General features: G+C 57.0%; 18 protein-coding genes. 15 read left to right on the forward strand and 3 right to left on the reverse strand.

Annotated elements, in window-relative coordinates; genetic code table 11:
- Nucleotides 1-273: 273 nt before the first annotated feature.
- Complete coding sequence (locus ACIQT8_RS24605; RefSeq protein WP_400970986.1) at nt 274-6,237, reverse strand: beta strand repeat-containing protein; 5,964 nt, start codon at nt 6,235-6,237, stop codon at nt 274-276.
- Between the two features lie 276 nt (nt 6,238-6,513).
- Between ACIQT8_RS24605 and ACIQT8_RS24610 the strand changes: the two genes are divergently transcribed.
- From ACIQT8_RS24610 to ACIQT8_RS24640, 7 genes are all read left to right on the forward strand, one after another.
- Nucleotides 6,514-7,422: an alpha/beta fold hydrolase gene (locus tag ACIQT8_RS24610; RefSeq protein WP_400970989.1), complete on the forward strand. Its 909-nt coding sequence runs from the start codon at nt 6,514-6,516 to the stop codon at nt 7,420-7,422.
- On the forward strand, nt 7,412-8,368 hold the full coding sequence (locus ACIQT8_RS24615) for a LysR family transcriptional regulator (protein ID WP_138791654.1): 957 nt from the start codon (nt 7,412-7,414) through the stop codon (nt 8,366-8,368). The genes ACIQT8_RS24610 and ACIQT8_RS24615 overlap by 11 nt, the downstream gene beginning before the upstream one ends.
- 136 nt (nt 8,369-8,504) lie before the next feature.
- Nucleotides 8,505-9,527: an ABC transporter substrate-binding protein gene (locus ACIQT8_RS24620; protein ID WP_138791655.1), complete on the forward strand. Its 1,023-nt coding sequence runs from the start codon at nt 8,505-8,507 to the stop codon at nt 9,525-9,527.
- Nucleotides 9,528-9,581: 54 nt separating this feature from the next.
- A complete protein-coding gene (locus ACIQT8_RS24625; protein WP_400970993.1) occupies nt 9,582-10,349 on the forward strand; it encodes an ABC transporter ATP-binding protein in 768 nt (255 codons plus the stop codon).
- The gene (locus ACIQT8_RS24630) at nt 10,342-11,196 is read left to right on the forward strand and encodes an ABC transporter permease (protein WP_138791657.1); all 855 of its coding nucleotides are present in this window, start codon (nt 10,342-10,344) and stop codon (nt 11,194-11,196) included. The genes ACIQT8_RS24625 and ACIQT8_RS24630 overlap by 8 nt, the downstream gene beginning before the upstream one ends.
- 40 nt (nt 11,197-11,236) lie before the next feature.
- Nucleotides 11,237-12,271, forward strand: coding sequence for a zinc-binding dehydrogenase (locus tag ACIQT8_RS24635; RefSeq protein ID WP_400970996.1), 1,035 nt, complete (start codon nt 11,237-11,239; stop codon nt 12,269-12,271).
- Complete coding sequence (locus ACIQT8_RS24640; protein WP_400970999.1) at nt 12,268-13,032, forward strand: hypothetical protein; 765 nt, start codon at nt 12,268-12,270, stop codon at nt 13,030-13,032. The genes ACIQT8_RS24635 and ACIQT8_RS24640 overlap by 4 nt, the downstream gene beginning before the upstream one ends.
- Nucleotides 13,033-13,122: 90 nt before the next feature.
- Here the strand turns inward: ACIQT8_RS24640 and ACIQT8_RS24645 are convergent, their stop codons facing one another.
- Nucleotides 13,123-13,890, reverse strand: a complete 768-nt coding sequence (locus tag ACIQT8_RS24645; protein WP_400971002.1) for a siderophore-interacting protein — start codon at nt 13,888-13,890, stop codon at nt 13,123-13,125.
- 412 nt (nt 13,891-14,302) lie between these two features.
- Between ACIQT8_RS24645 and ACIQT8_RS24650 the strand changes: the two genes are divergently transcribed.
- The 6 genes from ACIQT8_RS24650 (at nt 14,303) to ACIQT8_RS24675 (ending at nt 18,781) form a co-directional block, all read left to right on the forward strand.
- Entirely contained in the window at nt 14,303-14,605 is a 303-nt protein-coding gene (locus ACIQT8_RS24650; RefSeq protein ID WP_400971005.1) for a BA14K family protein, read from the forward strand.
- 237 nt (nt 14,606-14,842) lie between these two features.
- Nucleotides 14,843-15,622 (forward strand): ABC transporter ATP-binding protein, encoded by a 780-nt coding sequence (locus ACIQT8_RS24655; RefSeq protein ID WP_400971008.1) that lies wholly within the window; start codon nt 14,843-14,845, stop codon nt 15,620-15,622.
- 22 nt (nt 15,623-15,644) lie between these two features.
- Nucleotides 15,645-16,418 (forward strand): transporter substrate-binding domain-containing protein, encoded by a 774-nt coding sequence (locus ACIQT8_RS24660; protein ID WP_400971011.1) that lies wholly within the window; start codon nt 15,645-15,647, stop codon nt 16,416-16,418.
- Between the two features lie 18 nt (nt 16,419-16,436).
- On the forward strand, nt 16,437-17,159 hold the full coding sequence (locus tag ACIQT8_RS24665; RefSeq protein ID WP_400971014.1) for an ABC transporter permease: 723 nt from the start codon (nt 16,437-16,439) through the stop codon (nt 17,157-17,159).
- 9 nt (nt 17,160-17,168) lie between these two features.
- Nucleotides 17,169-17,858, forward strand: a complete 690-nt coding sequence (locus tag ACIQT8_RS24670) for an ABC transporter permease (protein ID WP_138791665.1) — start codon at nt 17,169-17,171, stop codon at nt 17,856-17,858.
- Between the two features lie 17 nt (nt 17,859-17,875).
- Entirely contained in the window at nt 17,876-18,781 is a 906-nt protein-coding gene (locus ACIQT8_RS24675; RefSeq protein ID WP_400971017.1) for a homocysteine S-methyltransferase family protein, read from the forward strand.
- Between the two features lie 278 nt (nt 18,782-19,059).
- Here ACIQT8_RS24675 and ACIQT8_RS24680 read toward each other — a convergent pair whose 3' ends face one another.
- A complete protein-coding gene (locus ACIQT8_RS24680; protein WP_400971020.1) occupies nt 19,060-21,129 on the reverse strand; it encodes an ATP-dependent helicase in 2,070 nt (689 codons plus the stop codon).
- Nucleotides 21,130-21,491: 362 nt separating this feature from the next.
- Between ACIQT8_RS24680 and ACIQT8_RS24685 the strand changes: the two genes are divergently transcribed.
- Both ACIQT8_RS24685 and ACIQT8_RS24690 read left to right on the forward strand, forming a co-directional pair.
- Entirely contained in the window at nt 21,492-22,913 is a 1,422-nt protein-coding gene (locus ACIQT8_RS24685) for an FAD-binding oxidoreductase (protein ID WP_400971023.1), read from the forward strand.
- A 79-nt stretch (nt 22,914-22,992) separates the two neighbouring features.
- Nucleotides 22,993-24,078, forward strand: a complete 1,086-nt coding sequence (locus ACIQT8_RS24690; protein WP_400971026.1) for an ABC transporter substrate-binding protein — start codon at nt 22,993-22,995, stop codon at nt 24,076-24,078.
- Nucleotides 24,079-24,083 lie beyond the last annotated feature (5 nt).

Consider the following 24,083-nt stretch of genomic DNA (forward strand, 5'->3'; position numbering starts at 1 on the left):
GACACGACCGGGCCGGGGGTCAGATTCCCGCGATGACAAAAACCCGCTTCAAAACGGTATCGAGACACATAATCAGCATGAGCTGAACATGGCCCTGTCACCTCTTTCAGTCAACCCAGATGGCCGTAGCGTGGGACAAAACAAGTTAGGCAGTCGGCTGATTGTTTCGGAGATAGGAAACACGCTGGCTAGCGTTGGGCTGAAGCTGCAAAGGTACTCAGCCTTCCGAAGACGATATGAGCAGAGCCTTGTGCTCTGCTCATGAGGCCAGTGTCAGACATCCTGATAAGACGAAATCGCCGCAGTAACGTCAGATGGTTCCTGTGCCTCTGCTTCCGTCCCAGTCTGCGTGGCGGAGCTGGACGGAGCGGCATCCTGAGAGGCGCTGCTTGCCTCCATTTCAGTCTTCAATGCAGCAACCTGTGCAGATGTCATGGCGGCGATCTGGCCCGGTGTGAAGGCTGCCGCCTGCGAGGCAGTCAGGGCCGCAAGCGTGCCGGTCCTCAATCCGGTGATCGCGCTTGAACTCAGGCTGATGAGTTGTTCTGCCGAGAACGCTGCCAGATCATCGCCCGCGAGTGCCGCCGCCTGCGTTGAGGTGAGGGCGCCGACCTGCGATATCGACAGTGCCCCGATTTGAGCAGAACCCATTGCCGCGACCTGACTGTAGCTGAGAGCCGCAACTTGGCTTGTCGACAGGGCGGCAATCTCACCGGTCGTCAGGGCCGCGACAATGGCCGTTGACAGTCCCCTGATCGCAGTCGAGCTGATTGCCGCGAGCTTCTCTGTCGAAAATGTTGTCAGGTCCTCCGTCGTCAATCCCTGAAGCCCACCAGAACTCAATGCTGCGATCTGGCTCGTCGTAAGGATATCGATCTGGCCCTTGCTGAGAGCTCCAACCTGATCGCTCGTCAGCCCGGAAATGCCGGATGTGCTCAAGGCGGCGACCTCGGCAGAAGAAAGAGCGGCAATGAAGTCGGTCGGAAGCCCTTTTATTGCGCTTGCACCGATAGCAGCGAGTTCTTCGGGCGAGAAGGTCTCCAGCTTTTCGGGCGATAGTGCCTTGATCGCATCCGAACTCAGCGATGCGATTTGCCGGCTGGACAGGGCCTCGATCTGCTCGACACTCATTGCACCTGCCTGGGCGCTGCTCAGCCCGGCTATAGCTTTGGCATCGAGTGCGGCGATTTTTTCGCTCGAAAGCGAAGCGATGCCGGATGGGCTCAACGCCGCGGTCTGTTTCGAGGAAAGGGCGCCGATCTGGCTATTCGTCATGGCATTGAGCTGATCCGTGCTCATTGCGGTGATTTGCTCGGTGGTCAGACCAGCTATCGCTGCTGTTGAGAGAGCGGCTACCTGTGTCGTCGTCAACGCTGCAATCATTGCGCTCGACAGGCCCGAAACTGCGGATGAACTGATGGCACCCAACTCCGCAGTGGTGAAGGTATCGAGATCGTCCGCACCAAGTGCGGCAATCTGTTTTGCGCTCAACGCGCTGATCTGGGCACTGGTGAAGCCCTCGATCTGGGCGGTGCTTAGAGCGGAGATCTGATCGGTCGTCAGGCCTACGATCCCGGCGGTGCTGAAGGCTGCGATCTTGTCGGCCGAGAGGGAGGCGACGCCGGACGCGGTAAGGGCGGCGGTCTGTCTGGAGGCAAGAGCGCCGATTTGAGACGTCGTCAAGGCATCGAGCTGATCGATGTTCAGTGCCGCGAGCTGGCCAGTGGTCAAGCCCGAGATTGCGGCCGTACTCAGCGCGTTAATCTGGGCCGATGTCAGCGTCATAATAGTTGCCGCCGACAGGCCAGAGATGGCATTCGAGCCGATTGCTGCCAGATCGGCAGTCGAAAACATAGCCAGACCGTCTGCGCTCAGCGAAGCAATCTGCTTCGAACTCAGCGCGCCAACCTGGGTGCTGGTCAACGCCTCAACCTGATCGGTTTTGAGCACTGCAATCTGATCTGAAGTCAGTCCGGCTATGCCGGAAGGTGCAAGCGCGGCAATCTGATCGACGGAAAGCGAAGCTATGTCAGCGGTTTCAAGTGCTGCGATCTGTTTTGAGGTGAGAGCTCCAATCTGAGCGGTTGTCAGGGCACTCAACTGTTCGGTATTCAGTGCCTCGATCTGCACCGTAGTAAGCCCTGAAACAGATGTGGCGCTCAATGCAGCGATCTGGGCTGTCGTCAACGATGCAATCGTTGTCGTTGTGATACCCGAAATCGCGTTCGAACCGATTGCTGCAAGCTCTGCGGTGGTGAAGGTGTTTACACCCTCCGCACTCAGAGCGCCGATCTGTTTTGAGCTGAGGGCGCTGATCTGGGCACTGGTCAGGGCTTCGACCTGCCCAGTGCTGAGGGCGCTAATCTGATCCGTGCTCAGGCCTGCTATGCCCGCTGTGCTCAATGCGGCAAGCTGTGATGTCGAAAGCGACGCGACATCGGCGACTCGCAATGCGGCAATCTGTTTAGAGGTGACTGCACCGATCTGGGAAGTCGTCAAAGCCTTGATCTGGTCGGTGGTGAACGCGGCAACCTGTGTAGTGCTCAACGCTCCTATCCCTGCGGTCGAAAGTGCAGCGATCTGCGCCGTCGTCAGCGATGCAATGGTCTGCGGCGACAGGCCGGTGATTGCGCTTGAGGCGATCGCGGCAAAATCCCTGGTGGAGAACATGCTGATCGCGTCTGCGCTCAGCGCGGCAATCTGTTTGGAGTTCAACGCACCGACCTGAGCGCTGGTCAGCGCCTCGACCTGATTGAATGCAAGCGCCGTAATCTGTGCTGTACTCAGCATGCTGACGCTTAGCGAGTTGAGGGCAGCAATCTGCGATTCGCTCATCTGGACCAGAATTTCTGTCGACAATCCCGAGATCGCGCTTGAACTGATCGCGGCAATGTCCTTGGTCGTAAAGGTTGCAATGCCTTCAACGCCCAAGACAGTGATCTGCCTGGAGGTAAGCGCGCTGACCTGCACGCTCGTGAATGCCTCGACCTGCGCCGTGCTCAAAGCGGCGATCTGTGCGGTGCTTAAGGCGCCGACGCTCTGTGAACTGAAGGCGGCGATCTGAGCTGTTGTCAGGGAGGTGAGGGCGTCCGTCGACAATCCCGCGATTGCGTCTGCACTGATAGCAGCAATATCCTTTGTCGAGAATTGCGCCACGCCTTCCGCACCCAGCTCGGCAATCTGCGCGGAGCCGAGATTGCGGATCTGCAAACTCGTGAGTGCTTCTGCCTGACTGGTCGTAAACGATGCCAGTTGCTGGGTGGTGAGCCCTGTTATGCCCGACGAACTCAAGGCGGCGATCTGAGCCGTTGAAACAGCGATTATATCGTCGGGGCTCAAGGCGGAAACCTGCGCCGAATTCAACGTCGCAATCTGCTTGGTCGAAAGCCGTGCAATCTGATCGGTGCTGAGAACCGCGATCTGACTGGTCGACAGCCCTGTCGTCGCGTCCGTGCTCAACGCAGCAATCTGGCTTGCAGAAAGCGTAGCAATATCGTCGGTAGTCAACGCCGAGATCTGAGCAGAACCGAGTGCCGCAATTTGTGCGGTCGTGAAAGCGGAGATCAGCTCTGCGCTCAGCGCCGATATCTGATCAGCCGTCAAGCCTTTGACGCCAGACGCGCTCAACATGGTGATCTGGCTCGACGACAACGTTGCGATATCATCGTCCAATGCCGCGACCTGGGCGGCGTTCAATGCCTTGAGTTGCGGGTTGGAGAGCAGGATGACCTGGTTTCCGCTCAGAGCTTCAATCTGGGTTGCCGTCAGTCCAGAGACAGCACTGGTGCTCAGAGCTGCGATCTGATCGTGCGTAAGTGCTGCAATGACATCGGTGCTCAATCCGGCAATCGCCTTGCTGCCAATGGCTGCGATCTCGGCAGTCGAAAATGTTGCGAGATCCTCTGGTCCAAGGGCTGCAAGCTGAGCTGAACTCAAGGATTTAACCTGTGCCAGCGAAAGAGCTTCTATCTGGGAGGTGCTCAGAGCCTCGAGCTGATCTGCGGTCAATCCTGTAACCGCACTGGTGTTGATGGCGGCAATCTGGGCTGTTGTGAGTGCTGCAATCGCTTCTGCGCTCAATCCTGCCACGGCTCTGGCGGTAATAGCTGCAATATCGGCAGTCGAAAACGTCGCGAGATCCGCCGGGCTGAGCGCCGCAAGTTGCGTTGAGCCGAGTGCCTTGACCTGCGTCGGCGAAAGGGCCTCGATCTGCTGGGTGCTGAACGCCTCTATCTGCTCGGCGGTCAGGCTTGAGACGGCACCGGTGCTGAGTGCGGCGACCTGAGCTGTCGACAGCGCCTCGATCTGATCAGCCTGCAAGGCCTGAAATTGTGCTGCCTTTAGCGCGGCGAGCTGCACGGTCGTCAATGCAGTGACCTGATCTTTCGTCAGGGAGGCAATCGCTTCTGCGCCCAATCCGGGCATGGCCTTGGCCGCAATCGCTGCGATATCTGCGGTGGAGAAGGTTGAAATGTTGTCGGCACTCAAGGCAGCAAGTTGCGTCGAGTTTAGTGATTTTACCTGTGCCGGAGATAGGGCTTCCGCCTGACCTGTTGTCAGGTTCGTGAGCTGAGTAGCCTTGAGCGCCGCAATCTGCGCGGTCGTCAACGCGGTAATCTGCTCCGGACTGAGAGCTCCGATCTGATCGGATGTAAAACTTGCAATCACGCTCGAATTGAGTGCCGCGACCTGCCCCGTGGTCAGCGCTGCAATCACGTCTGTGGTCAGTCCTGGCATCGCTCTGCTCGAAATCGCCGCCATGTCGGCAGTCGAGAAGGTCGCGATCGCCTCGGCGCTCAACGCGGAGAGTTGGGTCGAGCTCAACACCTTGACCTGGGTTGGCTTCAAAGCCTCAACCTGCTCAGAGCTCAAGGAAGCAATCTGGCTGGTCGTCAACGCGGCAATGGCGCTGGCGCTGAGCACGGCGATCTTGTCCGGCGAAAGTTCGGTGATCGCTTCCGTGTTCAAACCGGACACGGCGCTCCCCGAGATGGCTGCGATATCTGCTAGTGAGAAGGTGGCGATGTCATCGGCGCTCATCGCAGCAAGCTGCGTCGCGCTGAGCGACTTTACCTGAGCCGGCGAAAGGGCTTCCACCTGGCTCGTGGTCAAGGCTTCAATCTGGAGCGTCGTCAGGCCCGTGATTGCCGAAGCACTCAGAGCGACGATCTGTGCGGTCGAGAGGGACCCGACGAGATCGGCATTCAAGGCCTGGAGTTGCGATGCCTTGAAGCTGGAGAGTTGGGCGGCGGTCAGGACGGTGACCTGCTCTGTCGTGAGGTTGGCAATCGCACCGGTGCCCAAGCCTGCCATCGCCTTGGGCGAGATCGCGGCGATATCGGCCGTCGAAAATGTTGCAATCGCCTCTGCACTCAAGGTCGAAAGTTGTGCCGAGGTCAGCGACTTCACCTGTGTCGACGTTAAGGCTTCGACCTGCTCTGTGGTCAATGCGGCGACCTGTGACGTTTTCAGAGCGGCAATCTGTGCGCCCGTCAATGCGCTGACCTGGTCTGTCGTGAGGGAGGCAACCACTTCGGTACTCAACCCAAGCATGGCTTTGCTCGAAATCGCAGCGATGTCGTCAGTCGAAAAAGTTGCGATCCCTTCAGCGCTCAGGAGGGAGAGTTGCATCGAGTTGAACGCCTTGACCTGCGCCGGTTTCAGCGCCTCGATCTGGTCCGTGCTCAAAACCGCGATCTGGCCACTGGTCAGGCTTGCAATGGCACTGGTGCTCAAGGCGGCGATTTGATCGGTGGTGAGCGCCGCGATTGCCTCGGTACTAAGCCCTAAAATTGCTTTACCGGCGATCGCCGCGATGTCGGCTGTCGAAAACGTCGCAATGTCGTCTGCGCTGAGTGCGGCAAGCTGCGTTGCCTTGAGCGCACCCACCTGAGCGGACGTCAAGGCTTTCGCCTGTTCGGTCGTGAAAGCATGAAGCTGCGTGGTGGTGAATGCGGAAACCTGGACGGACGTCAGGCTTTCAATGGCGTATTTGTCGAGGATGCTGAGTTGATCGAGCGTCAAACCGACAACCGCGCTCTGTGAAATCGCGCTCAACTGTTGCGAGTTGAGAACTTTGACATTTTCAGTCGCCAGCGCTGAGACCTGTGCCGACGAAAGAACTTTGATTTGTGCTTTGGAAAGTGACGCGACATCCTCTGTCGTCCAAGCTGCGATCGCCTCTGTCGAAAGATATTTAATCTGATTGGCGTTCAGGGACGGAATAATCGATGTCATGTCTCAAAAAATCCTGAAGTCGGCAAATGACGCCTGTCGAAGACAGGAAACGAATCTGCCGCTTGAAACCACAATTTTGCTAACTCTGGGTACGCGATAGGGCTTGTCTGAACCTGAAGTTGCTGGCGCCGATCGTCCCTTCAGACTTGATATTTCAGGTTGAAATCAAACGAGGACATGCCTGTCGCGATTGGACGGCTGGTGCGGCTCATTGAAAATTGACGGCTTGCAATCGGCCCAAGGCGCGGTACGAAACGGATCGGGAGGAGATTCTTTATGGAGCGCTTGGCGAACTCGCTATTTCCTGGATTTGAAGAAAAGCATGTCGTCACTGCCGGGACGGACTTTGATATCCTGACCAGTGGTTCGGGACCGGCAGTCCTTCTGCTGCATGGCTACCCTGAAACACGTACGGCGTGGCACCGGATTGCGCCGCTTCTGGCCGCGTCATACACCGTCGTGATCCCTGATCTGCCGGGTTATGGTCGAAGCCGTGTTCTTGGCAAATCGGAAAGAAGCGGTACAAAGCGCTGGATGGGCGAGCAACTGCACGCCATGATGGGGGCATTAGGCCACAGCCAGTATGTGTTGATCGGCCATGACCGCGGTGCGCGCGTCGGTTACCGAATGGCGCTTGATTATCCGCAAGCCGTACCGGCATACGTCTCGGTCACCGTCGTGCCGACGCCGGAGATGTGGGAAGGTGCAAGCAAGGCATTTGGCATGGGCGCATGGCACTGGTTTGCGCTGGCTCAGCCCGAGCCGCTGCCCGAAACGCTGCTGTCTGCCAATCCGCGCATGTTCATCGACAACAGTCTGGATAAGATGGCGCATGGGCTCGATCGTCTGCACCCGTTGGCGATCGAGGACTATCGTATCGCTTTTGATGATGCAGCCGTGCGGCATGCGATCTGCAACGACTACCGGGCCGGCGCCACGGTGGATGAGGCAGACGATCTGGCTGACCGCTCCAACGGGCGAAGGATAGATGTGCCTGTTCTGGTCTTTTGGGAGGCCGGTCGCCGTTACGGCGGTGGGCGCGAGCCGCTGGATATCTGGGCGGACTGGGCGAAAGACGTCTCAGGTCGGGGTCTCGAAGGTGGCCACATGCTGCCCGAGACGGCTTCCGGCGCCATCCTCGACATGCTTGTTCCATTCCTCGATCGAGTATCCAATGGCAGGTGATCTGGATCCTCTCGACACGGACGCCACCAAGAAGGGGGCCGATTCACTCCTTAGCCTCAGGCAGATCGAGATTTTTCATACGGTCATGCAAACCCGTTCGATAACCGCCGCGTCGAAGGTGCTGGCGGTGTCGCAACCGTCTCTCAGCCGCACCATCCGCCGGATCGAGGACCTGTTGGGCATTGCGCTTTTTGCCAGGGATCGCAACCGCCTTGTCCCGACGTCGGAGGCTCTCGAAATCTACGCCGAAATCGATCCGCTGATCCGTCAGATTTCCGGGATTGGCGCGCAGATCGGGCGTATTGCCCGCGGTGAAACCGCTGTTTTTCGGGTCGGCTCGACCGCGAGTGTTGCCAGGGCACTCGTGCCGCAAGCCCTCAGGCAACTGTCGATCGAGGTAAAGGGAATCGAGCTCTTTTTCGACGTTCTCTCGGTCAATCAAATTGAAGACTATCTTCTGAGCGGTCGCGGTGAAGGCGTCGTTACCATCACTGCACCCAATCATCCGCTGGTGATGATGGAGCAGGTGGGGCAAGTCGATCTCGTTGCGGCCGTCCCGAGGAGCCATCCGCTTGCCTCACGCGATATTATCCGGGCCAGTGACCTCGAGGGCGCCGACTTCATCTCCTTCGAACCGGGCGGTGCGCACCAAACGGTGGTGGACCGCTTCCTGTCGCGCGCACGGGTCAATGTGCAGATCAGAGCTGTCGCACGGTTTTCCGATACGGCTCTGGCGCTTGCAAACGAGGAAATGGGGATTGTTCTGGTTGATTATCTCACAACGCTTGGGCCGATCGGCCACAACCTTGTGATCCTGCCGATCGAGCATGCGCCCCGCTTCGAGGTTTCTGTTTTCTGGAACCGGCAGCGTCCACACTCTGCAAACCTCAGAAAACTCGTCGAGATTCTCACCAGTAAGCTGGCCAGCCTCTCCAAGCTCGCCTGATCGCCATACCGCTTGTGGGTTGCGTCATGCCTTCAGGGCATGAGAAGCATAACTATTGTTCGTTGTCTTCCTGCCACGTGGATGGCAAACAGGTCCTGTGACGCCGGAGGAGGCGTTGAGGATTGGAGACAACCAGATGAATTTTTCTTTGACGCGCCGTCAGGCGCTAATCGGCATGGGCGCAACATGCGCGACCGCAGCGTTTGGACTACCCGCCCGCGCCAGCACGCGCAACCTAGCCGTCCTTCATCTCGCCAGCCATGCGCCGAGCTTTATTGCCTTTGAGCGAGGATACTTCAAGGAAGCGGGCCTCGATATCGAGCTCAAGTTCTTCGAAGCGGCTCAGCCGATGTCGGTTGCCATCGCGTCCGGCGACGCGGATTTCGGTGTGACATCCATTACTGGCGGTCTTGTCAGCCTCGCACAGAAGGGGGCCATCAAGGTCATCGGTGGTGCGCTGACGGAAGAGAAGGGCACAGTTGGCGCGATCATTCTTGCATCCAACAAGGCTTATGACGCAGGCCTGACGGAAGCATCCAAGCTTGCGGGCAAGACTTTTGGGATCACAACGGCCGGTTCGTCGTTCCACTTCATGGCCTACAAGATTGCCAAGGCCAACAACATCCCGATGTCCGACATCCAGTTGCGCCCGCTGCAGAAGCTTGGCGCCATTGTGGGTGCGATCTCGACAGGCCAGATCGATGCCTGGGCGATCCAGCCCAACGTTGCCAAGAAGTTGATCCGCGATGGTGCAGCCAAGCAGATCGGTCTCGTTTCCGACTATGCACCGAATTACCAGGTCACCACGGCCTTCACCTCGACCAAGAATGCCACGGATGAGCGTGCTGTGACGGAAGCCTTCGTCAAGGCCTATTCCCGTGCCATTGCCGATTACAATGCAGCCTTTGTCGACAAGACCACCGATGATGCTGTGCGCGAAGATCTGGCCCGCATCGTTCATAAATATGTCGAAAGCGATAGCCCCTTCGAAGAGGCAAGGCGCAACCTGATTGATGGTGCGATGCGCATCAACAAGGATCTTGCGCTCTCAGTCGAAAGCTGCAGCGAACAGGTTGCGTGGATGAAGGCGGAAGGCATGGTCAAGGATGCCGTCACGAACGAACAACTGTTCGATACGTCCTACGTCAAGACGATCTGATCGATCGCCAATCATCGTACGGAGGCTGAAGAGGCCTCCCTCCGGAGGGCTCTCATGGACCTGAAAATCGAAAACATCAGCCATTATTACGGTGCCGTCGAGGTCCTGAAGGACATTTCTCTCGATATCCCGCAAGGCCAGATCATCTGTCTTATCGGTCCGTCGGGCTGTGGGAAATCGACGCTCCTTCGCTTCCTTGGCGGACTGGAGCGGCCGACCTCCGGCCAGGTCCTGCAGGTCGGCAAGCCTCCGGCAGGCTCGCTAAACCCGCTGACCTATGTTTTTCAGCATTTCGCCTTGCTGCCCTGGCGGACCGTTGAAGGCAACATCAAGCTGGTGCTGGAAGACCATGGCCTCAGTAGCGGCGAAATGAATGATATCGTCACCGATGTTCTGGAGCGGACACGCCTTTCCGAGTTTCGAAAGGCACTTCCCAAGCAGCTATCCGGCGGCATGCGCCAGCGCGTTGCCATCAGCCGGGCGCTTGCCGTGCGTCCAGCGGTGATGTTGATGGACGAGCCCTTGTCAGCGCTTGACAGCCAGACGCGTGAACTCCTGATGGACGATCTCGTGTCGCTCTGGACGCGGCAACCCTTCACCTCTGTCTATGTGACGCACAACCTCAATGAGGCCGTGCGCCTCGGGCACCGTGTCGTTGTTCTATCACGTCGTCCCGGCCGCATTCGTGAGATCGTCGATATCGACATTCCGCTGAGTGAACGACAGCTCGGCGATCCGTTGCTTGAAGAAAAGCAGAAGCAACTTTGGGCGCTAATGCGCGAAGAAGCGATGGCCGCCGACAAGGAGTTGGTCAATGTCTGATGTAGCCTCAATCTCGAATTCAATTCCGATCCAGGATAAGATCGCCAATCCTTCGGAGAAGGAGGTGCGTGCCGTTCAGTTCCGCGGCGGCGGTTTTGCACCAACACCGGTCCGCGGCATCGCGATCCTTGTTTTTGTCGTCCTGATTGCCCTTGCCGAAATCGGCACAAGGACGGGGATCATTTCAAGCCTGACATTGCCGCGGCCGTCCGCCGTTGTGGACACATTCATCCAGCTCTGGAATACAGGGCTTTTGTGGAAGCACCTGCTGCCTTCGCTGCAGCGCCTGTTTGTTGGTGCTTGCCTTGGGATTTCCTTCGGCGTCATGGTTGGCGTCATGATCGGCCTGTTCAGTCACGTTCGCGCCGGCCTCGTGCCCTTGGTTGCTGCGCTCTTTCCAATCCCGAAAATTGCCCTTTTGCCGCTTTTCGTCATCTGGTTCGGCATTGATGAAATGTCGAAATACATGCTGATCGCCTTCGGGACCTTTACGCCGACCGTTGTTGCAACCTACGGCGCGGTCGACAATGTCGATCGTTCGTTGATCCGCATGGGGCAAAGCTTTGGTTTGTCGTGGTGGTCAATTGTCCGAAAGATCGTATTGCCCGGTGCATTTCCCGCGATCCTCTCAGGTTTGCGGGTCTCGATCTCGATTGCCATTATCCTCCTCGTTGCGGCGGAAATGCTCGGTGCCCAATATGGTGTGGGTTCTTACATTCTCGAAGCCGGTTCGCTCTACGACCTGGAAAAGCTTTTTGCAGGCGTGACCATTCTATCGGTGATGGGGCTTATCGTGAGCTATGTGATCGGACTGATCGAACGGCGCTTTCTTGGATGGCGCGGCTAATGCCGCGCACTCTTACCCAAATAACGCTGGAGACATGACAATGCTGGCATTGCAGAAGGTTCGTCCTGAAGCGGGTCTGGAGTTTCGCGATGTTGAGATCCCATCGGTACCTCCAGAAGGTGAGGTGTTGATCAGGGTGGAGGCTGCCGGGATTTGCGGTACGGATCTGCATATTGCCGAATGGACGCCCGGTTATGAAAGCATGCAGAGCGCCATGCCCGTGACGCTCGGTCATGAGTTTTCCGGCTTTATCAACGAGGTCGGCGCGAATGTGGCTCGCGGCCTGATTGGCCAACGTGTCACTGTTCGACCGTCTACCACCTGCGGCCATTGTGCTGCTTGCCTTGCCGGCCACGACGACGATTGCAGCAACCGCAAAGGGATCGGGATTGGCCGTAGCGGAGCGTTCACCAGCTTCGTCTGTGCACCGGCCAGGAATTGCCATTTTTTGCCCGACAGTCTCGACATGGAGATCGCGGCACTGACAGAGCCGATGACGGTTTGCCTGGAGGCCGTGAATACTGCAGAGGTACGTGAGGGCCAGACCATTCTTGTGCTTGGCCCGGGCTTTATCGGCCAAGGTATCGCTATTCTGGCACGCAGCCGAGGTGCAAAGGTCGTGATTGCAGGGCGGGACGATCGCCCAAGGCTCGAGCTTCTGCGTAGCCTCGGTTTCGATTTTCTGATTGACGGAAAAGAAACGCCTCTTGACCGCGCGCTTTCGGAATATCAGCCCTTTGACGCGATCATCGAGGCGGCCGGTGTGCCTGCACTGGTCAATGCCACGCTGCCCTTTCTCAAAAAGCGCGGAATCTTCACGGTTGTCGGTATCCATCCTCGACCAGCCGAAATCAACCTCACACAGCTTGTAAGGATGCATCAGCAGATCCGTGGTTCTTATCGCGCCAGTCAGCAAGATTGGGATGCCACGATTGCATTTTTGAATGACCATCAGGATGTCATGCGAAAGCTGATATCGCACCGCTTCTCACTTGGTTCAGCCCTTGAGGGCTTCAGCGTCTCGCATCAGCGTCTTGCCTCGAAGGTCATGCTTCAGATCAGGGAGCCTTCATGAGCGCTGCTTTCCTAGCCCTCTGGAACGATTATCCGGCAACACTGACGGAGGAATATGAGGTTTGGCACACCTTCGAGCACGTGCCCGAACGCCTGACAACGCCAGGCATGTTATGGGCGCGTCGTTATGCCGATTTCTCAAAACCGGATAATCGTTATTTCACGCTTTATGCGCTCGAAAATCTTCAGGTGCTGGAACAGCCGGCCTATCTCGAGCTCGTCCGGCAGCCAACGGACTGGTCACTTTCGATGCGGCGGCATTTTCTCAATGTACTTCGCATCCCTGGCATCAGCTTTACCTATGGGGGTAACGGTGTCGGTGGTGGCTTGATCGCACAGGCTTATTCCGTTGGGCGGCTGCAGGCGCCAGCGGCTTCGCAAACGCTGGCGAAAGTTCTGGAGGAACTGACGCGATCGGGGCGTATCCTCGGTTTTCGTATTGTTATCGCCGAACCGAACCAACCGTACGAGGTGTTCGAGCAGGCAGATGTCACGGACCCTGACACCTTGAACGTCATCGTCATGGTTGAAGGCACAACGAAATCGGCGCTCGCAGCCACCCGCGGGTTTGTCAGCGAAAAAGCTCAGAGATTGCTTCAACCAGAACTCACGCTTCGTGATGGGCTCTTCAGTCTGCTCGTGAATTATCAGGGTGATGAGTTCGCGTCAGACAGGAAAAGCCTGACTGCGTCGGAGGCACTTCGATCGCAATTTTCCAGATCGCCATCTTCTGAGGAGTTGCAAATACCCGCTCAAGGCTGAAAGGCCATTCTGGTCGGAAGATCGCATCCGATTGCGATCTCCGACAGGATGCTTCCCGCCTTGTTGGGCGAATGCTGCTTCTGTTAGGGCTCAGGGAAACTTTTCGGTCGTGTCGGCCTTGCCCTTCGTCCAGTAACCTGATGCCTTGATCCAGGTCAGAGGGTAGGCTCGCTCATCAGTCAGGTAGGCACGGACCGCGCGGACGACTTTGGCTTCGGCGGCGACCCAAACGAGTGTCTCTGGCACAATCTCGATCCCTTTCAATGCGGCAATGACAGGTGCGGGATCATCGGCTTCGGAGAGGGGGCGATGGACCCAATGCGCCGCAAGTTTCGCTTCGCTCTTGAAGGTCTGCTCCTCCAATGCACCCGCAACAACGCCAATCATGTTGATGACGGTGTCGGCATTACTTTCTTCAATACGGCGGCCCATCGCGGGAAGCGCCGTTTCGTCGCCGACCAGAAGCCAGCGTTTTACCGTCTCGGAGAATACGGCCGAGCCGCGTGGCCCGCCAATTTCAAGCGCGGCGCCGGGAATGGCGCCGATCGCCCATCGCGTTGCAGGACCTGCCTCATGCAGTGCGAAATCGATCGTCAGGCTGCGGGCGGCAACATCATATCGTCGAGGGGTGTAATCACGCTTCTCGTCGGCGCCATCTGGTCCGGAGACGAAGACCTTGATGTGATCGTCAGGTGCAAGGCTCGTGAAATCGGAAAGGTCGTCTCCGCGAAGAACGATACGACGCATTCCCGGGGTGATGTCGACGACGGTTTCAACGGTAAGGAGCCGGCGACGCAGCTCGTGGCGGACCCGCTCGATGCTTGGGGCTGAAACAGGTTGGGTGTTATTGTTATCCATCTTGTCCTACAGAGGCTTATCGAGCTCGATCCGCAGGACACAGTCGCGCAGATCGAAGCCGCAAAGCCGTTCGATCATACGCGTTGAGTGACGTTAACGCTTACGTGTCCAACTCGATGCTGGACAGTGAGAGCCTTCATTAAACCAAGCGCGACCGTCTCGCAAGTATGCGCGAAAGCGACCACAATCCTCGACACATCCGCTCGAACACACGAACCGCGATCCGCAGTTCAGGGCCTTTCCATGTCGTGACATATGCCGTCCTGTTCGCCAGACATTCCCCGCAGTCAGCTTTGTCGCGCCCTGTCCATATCCCGAATATAGCGCAGCCGGATGATGCGGGATTTCTGGAAAATGGAACGTATTCCCGGGCGAATACGTTCTTTCAGCGAACAAACGATTGGACGAAGCAATGTTTAAGCTGCAGAAATCGATCGCAACACTTGCCATCACCGGGACAATTCTGGCCGCCTCGATTGGCGTTGCTCACGCGTTCCAGATGCCCGAGCAACGCAACAGTGATCTGCGACCAAGTGGTGTCGCGTCCTTTGCGACAGACAATAGCGGCGCCGGTCAGGCTGATGGCCTGCTTCTGTCACCTGAAGAAATCCAGCACGTGAAATGGTGCGCATCGCGTTTCATGTCATACCATGCCAGTGACAACACCTACGCAGATAAGAGCGGCGTGCGCGTTGAGTGCAAATCACCTTATTGATTTGCGGCCACCATAGCCTCCCATCGCAAGCGCTCCACGCGCACTGAAATGGCATTCCAAATGAAGCTGGTGTCCCATCAAGCGTCCGTTGAGCTTTGCGATCAATGGTAATTTTCTGTCTTTTTGACGAACTGGAACGATTTTTCCTTTCGGTCCTGCAATAGAGCGGTTATTTCCGCGTCAGCAAATGTACTTCTTGGTACATCTTCCCGCCGATTGATTTGTCAGGACCGTTTGATGACCGTTGAAGTTCCCTGCGCCCTCGCTGTGGATGACATCCACAAGAGTTTTGGCAGCCACGAGGTTCTCAAGGGTATTTCTCTGCGTGCCCACAAAGGCGATGTGATCTCAATCATAGGCTCTTCCGGTTCCGGCAAGAGCACGTTTCTCAGATGCATAAACTTTCTCGAAATCCCCGATCAAGGGCGGGTGATCGTGAATGGCGAGGAGATTATGCTCAAGCGTGGTCGCGATGGCAAAACCACATCGCAAAGCTGGCGGCAGGTAGAACGTCTGCGCACCGGGCTTGGCATGGTGTTCCAGAACTTCAATTTATGGGCTCACCGCACGGTCCTCGAAAACATCATCGAAGCGCCGGTGCATGTCATGGGCGTAAAACGTGCCGAAGCCATCGAGAAAGCTGAAGCCCTCCTGCACAAAGTTGGATTGTACGAAAAACGGCATGTCTATCCGGCGTTCCTATCCGGCGGGCAGCAGCAGCGTGCCGCCATTGCCCGTGCCCTCTGTGTAGAGCCTGCAGTGATGCTCTTTGATGAGCCGACCTCGGCACTTGATCCTGAACTGGTCGGCGAGGTGTTGAAGGTGATCCGCGAACTTGCAGAAGAAGGGCGCACAATGTTGCTGGTTACGCATGAGATGCGATTTGCCCGTGATGTTTCCAGCCATGTCATGTTCTTGCATCAGGGGCGCGTGGAGGAGGAGGGGCCACCGGAACAGGTCTTTGGAAATCCCGCCAGTGCCAGAGCACGAGAGTTTACCGGCGCGCTCACCAACTGATTTTTCGTAACAGGAGATTGAAATGAAATTCCTCGCCTCATTGCTGGCCGGTACGGCTTTCGCACTGTCTGCATTTTCCGCCAGTGCCGACGTCCGCTTCGGCGTCATGAACGAGAGCTATCCACCATTCTTCGCGCAGGATGCCAGCGGCAAATGGCAGGGCTGGGAAATCGATCTGATGGATGCTGTCTGCGCCGAAATGAAGGAGAAATGCTCCATCGTCGCACTCTCCTGGGATGGTCTCATTCCGGCCTTGGAAAGCAAGAAATTCGACGTCATCTGGTCTTCGATGTCCAACACGGCCGAACGTCAGAAGGTTATCGATTTCACCGACAAGTACTACAATACCCCAAGCAAGCTGATCGGTGCCAAGGATGGCAAGCCGGGTACAACGGCGGACGATGTTAAGGGCAAGACAATTGGCATTCAGGTGGCGACCGTCCAGTCCGCCTACTACGCGAAATATTTCAAGGATGTCGCCGACGAGAAGACCTATCAGACCCTTGATGAAGCCTTCCAGGATCTGGCTGCCGGCCGCATCGACTACGTTTTCGGTGACTCGCTTGTGCTTGATGCATTCATCAAGAGCGATGCTGGCAAGGATTGCTGCGCGGATGCGGGAAATGTCGCTGATGATCCGGAAATTCTGGGACTTGGCGTTTCGGGCGGCTTGCGCAAGGACGATGCGGAATTGAAGCATAAGTTGAATGCTGCGATCGCGGCTGTCCGCGCCAGCGGCAAATATGACGAGATTACCGCGAAATACTTCAGCTTCGATATCTACGGCGCAAAGTAATCCGGTCGGTTTCCGCAGATGGCAAGCTTTGAAAACATGTTGCAGCTTTTGTCACCCTATCCTCCGGGATGGGGTGGCACTCTGTTGTCAGGTGCGCTCGCAACGCTTGCCATTTCGGCCGGGGCCTATGTTATCGGCATCGTCATAGGTTTGACCGGTGCGCTTGGAAAGCTCTCTGGTAACAGGCCAATCGGTGTCGTCCTCAATCTCTACACAACCCTGATCCGGTCAGTACCCGAACTGATCCTCATCGTCGGGCTCTATTATGCCGGTACGGATGGTCTCAACCGTCTCCTGCAACTGGCAGGTTTGCCACCGCTGGAGGTCAACGGCTTTGTCGCTGCGGTTGCCGTGCTTGGCTTCGTTCAGGGCGCTTACATGACGGAGGTGCTGCGCGGGGCGATCCTTGCGATCCCCGCGGGCCAGATTGAGGCGGCCAGAGCATTCGGCATGTCGCCATTCTTGCGGTTTCGCCGCGTCGTCCTGCCGACAATGTTGCCAAATGCCCTGCCGGGGCTCTCCAATCTCTGGCTTTCGGTGACAAAGGACAGTGCGCTCGTCGCCGTTGTCGGATATCAGGAGCTCGCACTCGCAACCCGTCTTGCCGGTGCCAGCACCAAGCAATATTTCCTGTTCTTCATGGCCGCAGCGGTAATGTATCTGGCAATCACACTTGTCTCCAATGCCATCTTCAAACTGATCGAGCGGCATGTTCGCCGTGGTCAGCCAGCCTTGGCATGAGGTGAGGCGATGGATTTCTCGTGGATCGCAAAATACTGGCCGCTACTTGTCAGCGGAGCATGGCAGACGATCTGCCTGTTGGCCATTTCCGTCAGCCTCGGTTTTGTTCTCGCTATCGGTCTTGCATTCGCCCAGATCAGTGGTGGCAGGCTGACGAAGCTTATGGCGCGAGCGTACTGTACGTTCTTTCGCGGGACGCCGCTCCTGATCCAGCTATGGCTGCTTTATTACGGCGTCGGTTCGCTGTTGCCCATGATCCCGGGTCTTCGGCAGAGTTTTCTATGGCCTGTGCTTCGGGAAGGTTTTTTCTTTGCGGCGGTCAGCTTCACGCTGAACTATGCCGCCTATGAGGCCGAGGTCCTGCGAGGTGCACTTCTGGGCGTGCCGAAAGGTGAACTCGAGGCAGGCAGAGCTTTTGGCATGAGCCGGTTCACCCTTGCTCGTCGCATCTGGTTGCCTCGGGCGATCCGTACCGCTCTGCCGACCATCGCAGGGGAGGTCGTGATGCAGTTGAAGGCTACGCCGCTTGCCTTCACGGTCACGGTCATGGATCTCTACGCTGTCGCCTACAAGGTGCGGCAGGACACGTTGCTGGTCTACGAGCCTCTGCTCGTCGTCACTGTTTTTTATCTCATCCTCACCGCTATCATCGCCCGCTGCTTCGGTATCGTCGAAGCGCAGGTGCCGGTGCGACGGTAATTTTCAAGGAGTTGAACATGAGCGGTATTCGTATTCTGGACGGCGGCATGAGCCGGGAGTTACAAAGGCTCGGCGCTGAACTCAAGCAGCCGGAATGGTCTGCGCTGGCGCTCATCAATGCGCCCGATATCGTGCGAAAGGTACATGCCGAGTTCATCGATGCCGGTGCTGATGTCGTGACGACCAACTCATACGCGCTCGTCCCTTTTCATATCGGCGAAGAACGTTTCCAGAAAGATGGCGCATCCCTGATCGCGCTCTCAGGGCGCCTTGCCCGCGCGGCGGCAGATGCATCCGGCCGAAACATCACTGTTGCAGGCTCGCTGCCGCCTATTTTTGGCTCTTATGAACCGGAAAATTTCGACGCGTCTCGTGTTCAGGATTACCTGAAAGTGCTGGTCGACAACCTCGCCCCCTCCGTGGATGTCTGGCTTGGAGAGACGCTGAGCCTGATCGCTGAAGGTGAGGCGGTGCGGACGGCCGTGGCTGATACCGGCAAGCCGTTCTGGATCTCTTTCACGCTGGATGACGGTCCTGGACAGGTCCCGAAACTCCGTTCGGGTGAAACCGTCCATGATGCTGCTTTGTGGGCTGCAGGGTCGGGGGCCGCGGCACTGCTGTTCAATTGCAGCAAGCCGGAGGTGATGAAAGCTGCAGTGACGACCGCATCGTCGGTCTTCCAGGAAAAGGGCGTCTCGATCGACATCGGTGTCTATGCCAATGCCTTTGAAGGGGAGCAGGATGATTCTGCTGCCAATGAGGGTTTGCATGATACGAGAGCGGATCTGACGGACGACGTTTATTCGCGTTTCGCCTGCTCCTGGGCAGACGCGGGTGCGACCTTGATCGGCGGATGCTGCGGTATCGGTGCCGCGCATATCCACAAGGTCGCGGACGCTCTTCGAACCGCTGGCCGGAACTGATGCAACATGGGCCCGTCTTGGCGATCCTGCTATCTCATCCTGGTGCTTTCTGGGTGTAAGAGATGACAACCGTTTCATAAGGTAGAGGGCTTTTAAACCCTCTACTGAATGGCATGGTCGTCGGGCGGACCTCTCCTGAAACGTAAAGCGTCGATGGTGAGAGCCAGCCGGTCTTGCGGAACACGTAATGAAGCGTTGCACACAAGACGATGATCACACCGATCAACGCTTGAAGCCTCCTCTTGTGTTTTGAGATGACTGCACGGCAATGGCGCGTCTCACTTCCACATGGATCGCATCCGTGCCCCAACATCGATACGGATCTGGTTGGCACTGCGCTCGCTGGCGTTCGCGCTGACTTTCGGCCAACTCGTCGTTTCGAAGAACTGCAGCAGGGTCGCGGGAATGAAGCGGGTTCTCGAGGCGTAGACATGGCGGTCGCCCTGAGCATTCTGCCCGTGCGTGAAAAATCGCTGCGGCGTAATCAGGGCCAGGCTGTCACGTGCCCGTGTCATGCCGACGTAGAGCAGACGGCGTTCTTCTTCCAGTTCAGCCGTGCTGCCGACGCCAAGGTCGGAGGGAATGCAGCCATCGACAACATTCAACAGGAAGACGGAGCGCCATTCCTGTCCTTTGGATGAGTGGATGGTTGAAAGGATCAGGTAGTCCTCGTCGAGAAGAGGAACGCCCGCCTGGTCGCTGGTCGCATCAGGGGGGTCGAGTGTCAATTCGGTCAGGAATCTTTCCCGATTGGCATAACCGGCTGCTATCTGTTCCAACTGAACGAGATCAGCCTTGCGAGTATCAGCGTCCTCGTGGATGCGATCGAGGTGAGGCTCATACCAGAGACGTGCCAATTCGATGTCATGCGGCCAGCCGGCACCCGCTTTGCGGAGGCCAAGCATAAGCTCGACGAATTTCGCCCAGTTCTCACCGCTCTTCGGTGGAGCCGGAATTTCTGCTAGCGAGATCAGTGGCTCGGGCTCGGCTGTAATCGTGTCGAGAATTTTACCGGCAGTCTGCGGGCCGACACCCGGCAACATTTGGAACAGCCTGAACCCGGCCACGCGATCGCGAGGATTCTGCGCGAAACGAAGCACGGCCAGCAGGTCCTTGACATGGGCGCTGTCGAGAAATTTCAAACCGCCAAATTTCACGAAGGGAATATTGCGGCGTGTGAGCTCGACCTCGAGCGCACCACTGTGGTTGGATGAGCGGAAAAGGACGGCCTGCTCTTTGAGCGTCATGCCGATTTCACGATTAGCGAGAACCTGTTCGACGATATAGGCCGCCTGATCGGTCTCGTCCTTCACTGTCACGAGCATTGGCCGCTGTTCGGATTGCCGGTCAGTCCAGAGGTTCTTGGTGAACCGCTCTCGCGCCAGATCGATTACGCCGTTGGCAGCCGCCAGGATCGGCTGCGTCGAGCGGTAGTTGCGATCGAGGGTTATCACATCGGCTGGCTTGGGCGAAAACTCGCTTGGGAAATCGAGAATATTGCGAATGGTAGCGGCCCGGAAAGAATAGATCGACTGCGCATCATCGCCAACGACCGTGAGGCCCTGGCCGCCCGGTTTCAGTGATCTGAGGATCGATGCCTGCAGGCGATTGGTGTCCTGATATTCGTCGACCAGAATATAATCGAAGCGATTGCCGATATCGTCGGCAAGTTCCGGCGCTGACACCATCTGAGCCCAATAAAGCAGGAGATCGTCGTAATCGAGGACGTTTTGGGCTTGCTTGGCCTCGACATAGGCGCCGAACAGTTCCTTCAGTTCGTTTTCCCATTCGCTCACCCACGGGAATGAATTCTTGAGCGCTTCCTTGATGGTGCACTCTGAATTCACGACGCGGGAATAGATCGCAAGGCATGTGCCTTTCGTCGGGAAGCGGTTTTGGGTTTTGGAAAAGCCAAGGTCATGCCGGATGATATTCATCAGATCGGCGCTGTCTTCCCGGTCGTGGATCGTGAAGTCGCCATTCAGGCCGATCTGTTCAGCATACATGCGCAAAAGCCGCGCGCCGATCCCGTGAAACGTTCCGGCCCAGGCGAGCGCGTCGGTCATGACAGCGGAATTTTCACCCAGAACCTGCCGGCAAATCCTTTGAACGCGCCTCGTCATTTCCGATGCTGCCCGCCTGGAAAACGTCATCAGCAGAATACGTCTGGGGTCTGCGCCGTTGACGATCAGATGTGTGACGCGATGCGCAAGCGTGTTGGTCTTGCCTGAACCGGCGCCGGCAATGATCAGCAACGGTCCACCTGTCTGGCCATCGGGCATTCCAATACCGTGCTCGACCGCTTCTCTCTGCCGGTCGTTGAGTTTTTCCAGGTAGGTCGCCGTCATCTGCTTTCCGTCGTTCAGGACAAGTTACTTAGAGTCTCGCGTTTTTTTCGCCGTTGCACCGCTGATTGGCAATCGCCTGCCTCCTCATTCGGGCATCGTGACGCGGAGAGCTTTTACGTCTGATAGCGCATCATGAACAAAAAAGGAACGCACCGGCAGGCGGAAGGTTGGGAATCCGTTATGGATTTGTTCGCGACTTATGCGCTGGCAAAGGGTTGGTCCCGGCGCAATGCTGAAAATCGGACAACAATCCAGGTGCGATTAAAAAATAGCCGTAAAGCCATCTTGTATATTGCTATAAACACGAAGAAATCGTAATATATACACAATAATCGTAATGCAATTAAATAATGGGGCAAACGATGGATCTTGTGGAGGAATTGGTTCGAAAATTCGGGGCCAATGTTGTCGTCACCAATCCCGCTGATATGGCGTTTGCCACGGAGGACTGGCGCGGTCGCTACCATGGTCGGGCGCTGTGTGTTGCCCGCCCTGTCGATGTCCAGCAAGTGTCCGATATCGTAGCGTTTTGTAGAGAGCGCGCCATTCCAGTGTTGCCGCAAGGTGGCAATACGGGCCTGGTTGGTGGCAGCATTCCAGACCCGGCGGGCAGCCCACCGGTCATCATCTGCCTGGATCGTTTACGCCAGATCATCAAGGTCGACCCGGTCAACAACACCATGGAAGTCCAGGCCGGTTGTATTCTGGCGAATATTCATGAGGCTGCCCAGGCAAATGGTCGCTTTTATCCTGTCAGCCTCGGTGCAGAGGGCTCCTGCCAGATTGGCGGCACGATCGCGACCAACGCTGGTGGAACCTCTGTTCTACGCTATGGGAATACACGCGATAACGTTCTCGGACTCGAAGTTGTTCTTCCTGACGGAAAAATCTGGTCGGGGCTGAAGGCGCTCCGCAAGAACAACACGGGCTATGATCTGAAGCATCTGTTCATAGGCTCCGAGGGAACGCTCGGGATCATTACTGCTGCCGTCCTTAAGTTGCATCCATATCCGGCGCGTGCGGCCGTGGCCTGGGCTGGTCTGGATCATCCGGATCAGGCGTTGAAATTACTGACTGCGGTGCAGGCGGCATACGGCGCCAAGCTCTCTGGCTTCGAATTGATGAACCGCAAGCAGCTCGATCTGGTGCTGGAAAACGTTCCTCAGCGCCGTTCGCCGCTCGACACCGAGCACGAGTGGCATCTGTTGATCGAGCTTTCCGATTCCGGCGGCGAGGACGATCTCGACAATGCGATGCAGAATGTCCTTGAACAGGCATTCGAGGCGGAACTGATCGGTAACGCCATGATTGCCTCCAGCGAAGCGCAAAGGGCTGCGATCTGGGAGGTTCGTCACAGCGTGTCCGAGGCCAATAAAAAGGCTGGTGTCGGTTTGACGACGGACTGCGCAGTTCCGGTTTCAGCCACCCCCCAATTCATCGATCAGGCAACGCAGGCCGTTAAGGCAATTGTACCCTCGGCGGAGATCGTCGTCGTTGGCCACATGGGTGACGGCAACATCCATTTCATTCCGTTCTTTTCATTCGATGCCTGGAATGCATTTTCCGACCGAGACGATCTCGCGTCGCGGCTGCGTCATGCTGTCAATGATGTTGCAGACAATCTCGGTGGAACGTTCAGTGCTGAACACGGCGTCGGCCAGGTCCAGCTCGCCGAGATGGACCGCTACAAACCCTCGGCAGAGCTTTCGCTGATGCGCGCAATAAAGTCCGCAATCGACCCTGAAAACCTTTTCAACCCTGGCCGGCTGCTCCCCAGGTCGTGAGCCGCCGCAGCCCAAGAAATAACAAGCCTGAAAAACAGGTGCTGACAAGGATCAACAACGTTCCAAGAGGAGAACGACGATGAGCATGAAGGATAAGTCCAACTGGACACGCAGACAGTTTTTGACGACAAGTGCCGTTGGCGCAGTAGCATTGACTGCCCCGGCAATCTGGACGTCTGCAAACGCACAGAGCAAGCGCATCATCGTCCGTGACGACGGCGGCATCTACACCAAGGCATATAACGCTGTCTATTATGGCCCATTCAAAGAGGCGACCGGTATCGAGGTCGTCGGGGTACAGGCAAACGCAGAACCGACCGCCCAGATCAAATCCATGGTCGACGCCGGGTCCTACACCTGGGATATGGCAAAAATCTCCGAGCCCGCCATCGAACTTTTGACTGCAGGCGAAAAAAAGTACCTGGAAAAACACGGCCTTTCCAGTGAGGCTGCAATCTCGACTTTGCCGAAGCAGTATGTGTCTGAATACGGTGTGGGAACGAACGTGTACACGACCGTTCTTGCCTATCGCACCGATGTTTTCGAGGGCCGCGAGGCACCGAAATCCTGGTCTGACTTCTTTGACACCGAGAAATTCTCCGGTCGACGAGCGCTGCGAAAACATGCTTTCGATACGATCGAGCAGGCACTGATGGCGGACGGCGTTGCCAACTCCGACGTCTATCCCTGCGACATTGAGCGGGCTTTCAAGAAACTCGACACAATCAAGAAAGATGTTGGTGTTTTCTGGACGAGCGGTTCGCAGGTCGAGCAGATGCTCCAGTCCGGCGAGGTCGACATGATACCGACATGGGTTTCGCGCGCCCAATCGGCCCGCTCCGCCGGAGCACCGGTGGAAATCGTCTGGGACCAGAACATATGGGGTCTCGACAACTGGTCAATTCTGGCGGGCTCGCCAAACGCCGACGCATGCCGGGAGTTCATCAAATTCGCGTCCGATCCGAAGCGACAGGCCGCACTCGTCGACTATTTCCCGGCGGGCGTAACGCAGCCGGAAGCTTTCGATTTCATCGATCCCAAACTCGCCAAGGATTGCCCGACATTTCCGGAGCATATCGAGCGCGGCGTGAAGATCGACGCGAAATACTGGCTGGCCAATCAGGCATCTGTCATCGAGCGTTATAACGCCTGGCTCTTGAGCTGACCTGA

Origin of the sequence: Agrobacterium sp. NPDC090273, assembly GCF_044772305.1 — a bacterium.
Taxonomy (GTDB): Bacteria; Pseudomonadota; Alphaproteobacteria; order Rhizobiales; family Rhizobiaceae; genus Agrobacterium.

Coding starts and splice junctions, on each gene's coding strand:
- ACIQT8_RS24670 (WP_138791665.1), top strand. CDS start 17,169: ATGGATTTCTCGTGGATCGCAAAATACTGGCCGCTACTTGTCAGCGGA.
- ACIQT8_RS24665 (WP_400971014.1), top strand. CDS start 16,437: ATGGCAAGCTTTGAAAACATGTTGCAGCTTTTGTCACCCTATCCTCCG.
- ACIQT8_RS24680 (WP_400971020.1), bottom strand. CDS start 21,129: ATGACGGCGACCTACCTGGAAAAACTCAACGACCGGCAGAGAGAAGCG.
- ACIQT8_RS24685 (WP_400971023.1), top strand. CDS start 21,492: ATGGATCTTGTGGAGGAATTGGTTCGAAAATTCGGGGCCAATGTTGTC.
- ACIQT8_RS24655 (WP_400971008.1), top strand. CDS start 14,843: ATGACCGTTGAAGTTCCCTGCGCCCTCGCTGTGGATGACATCCACAAG.
- ACIQT8_RS24620 (WP_138791655.1), top strand. CDS start 8,505: ATGAATTTTTCTTTGACGCGCCGTCAGGCGCTAATCGGCATGGGCGCA.
- ACIQT8_RS24650 (WP_400971005.1), top strand. CDS start 14,303: ATGTTTAAGCTGCAGAAATCGATCGCAACACTTGCCATCACCGGGACA.
- ACIQT8_RS24635 (WP_400970996.1), top strand. CDS start 11,237: ATGCTGGCATTGCAGAAGGTTCGTCCTGAAGCGGGTCTGGAGTTTCGC.
- ACIQT8_RS24640 (WP_400970999.1), top strand. CDS start 12,268: ATGAGCGCTGCTTTCCTAGCCCTCTGGAACGATTATCCGGCAACACTG.
- ACIQT8_RS24645 (WP_400971002.1), bottom strand. CDS start 13,890: ATGGATAACAATAACACCCAACCTGTTTCAGCCCCAAGCATCGAGCGG.
- ACIQT8_RS24610 (WP_400970989.1), top strand. CDS start 6,514: ATGGAGCGCTTGGCGAACTCGCTATTTCCTGGATTTGAAGAAAAGCAT.
- ACIQT8_RS24625 (WP_400970993.1), top strand. CDS start 9,582: ATGGACCTGAAAATCGAAAACATCAGCCATTATTACGGTGCCGTCGAG.
- ACIQT8_RS24615 (WP_138791654.1), top strand. CDS start 7,412: ATGGCAGGTGATCTGGATCCTCTCGACACGGACGCCACCAAGAAGGGG.
- ACIQT8_RS24605 (WP_400970986.1), bottom strand. CDS start 6,237: ATGACATCGATTATTCCGTCCCTGAACGCCAATCAGATTAAATATCTT.
- ACIQT8_RS24675 (WP_400971017.1), top strand. CDS start 17,876: ATGAGCGGTATTCGTATTCTGGACGGCGGCATGAGCCGGGAGTTACAA.
- ACIQT8_RS24660 (WP_400971011.1), top strand. CDS start 15,645: ATGAAATTCCTCGCCTCATTGCTGGCCGGTACGGCTTTCGCACTGTCT.
- ACIQT8_RS24690 (WP_400971026.1), top strand. CDS start 22,993: ATGAGCATGAAGGATAAGTCCAACTGGACACGCAGACAGTTTTTGACG.
- ACIQT8_RS24630 (WP_138791657.1), top strand. CDS start 10,342: ATGTCTGATGTAGCCTCAATCTCGAATTCAATTCCGATCCAGGATAAG.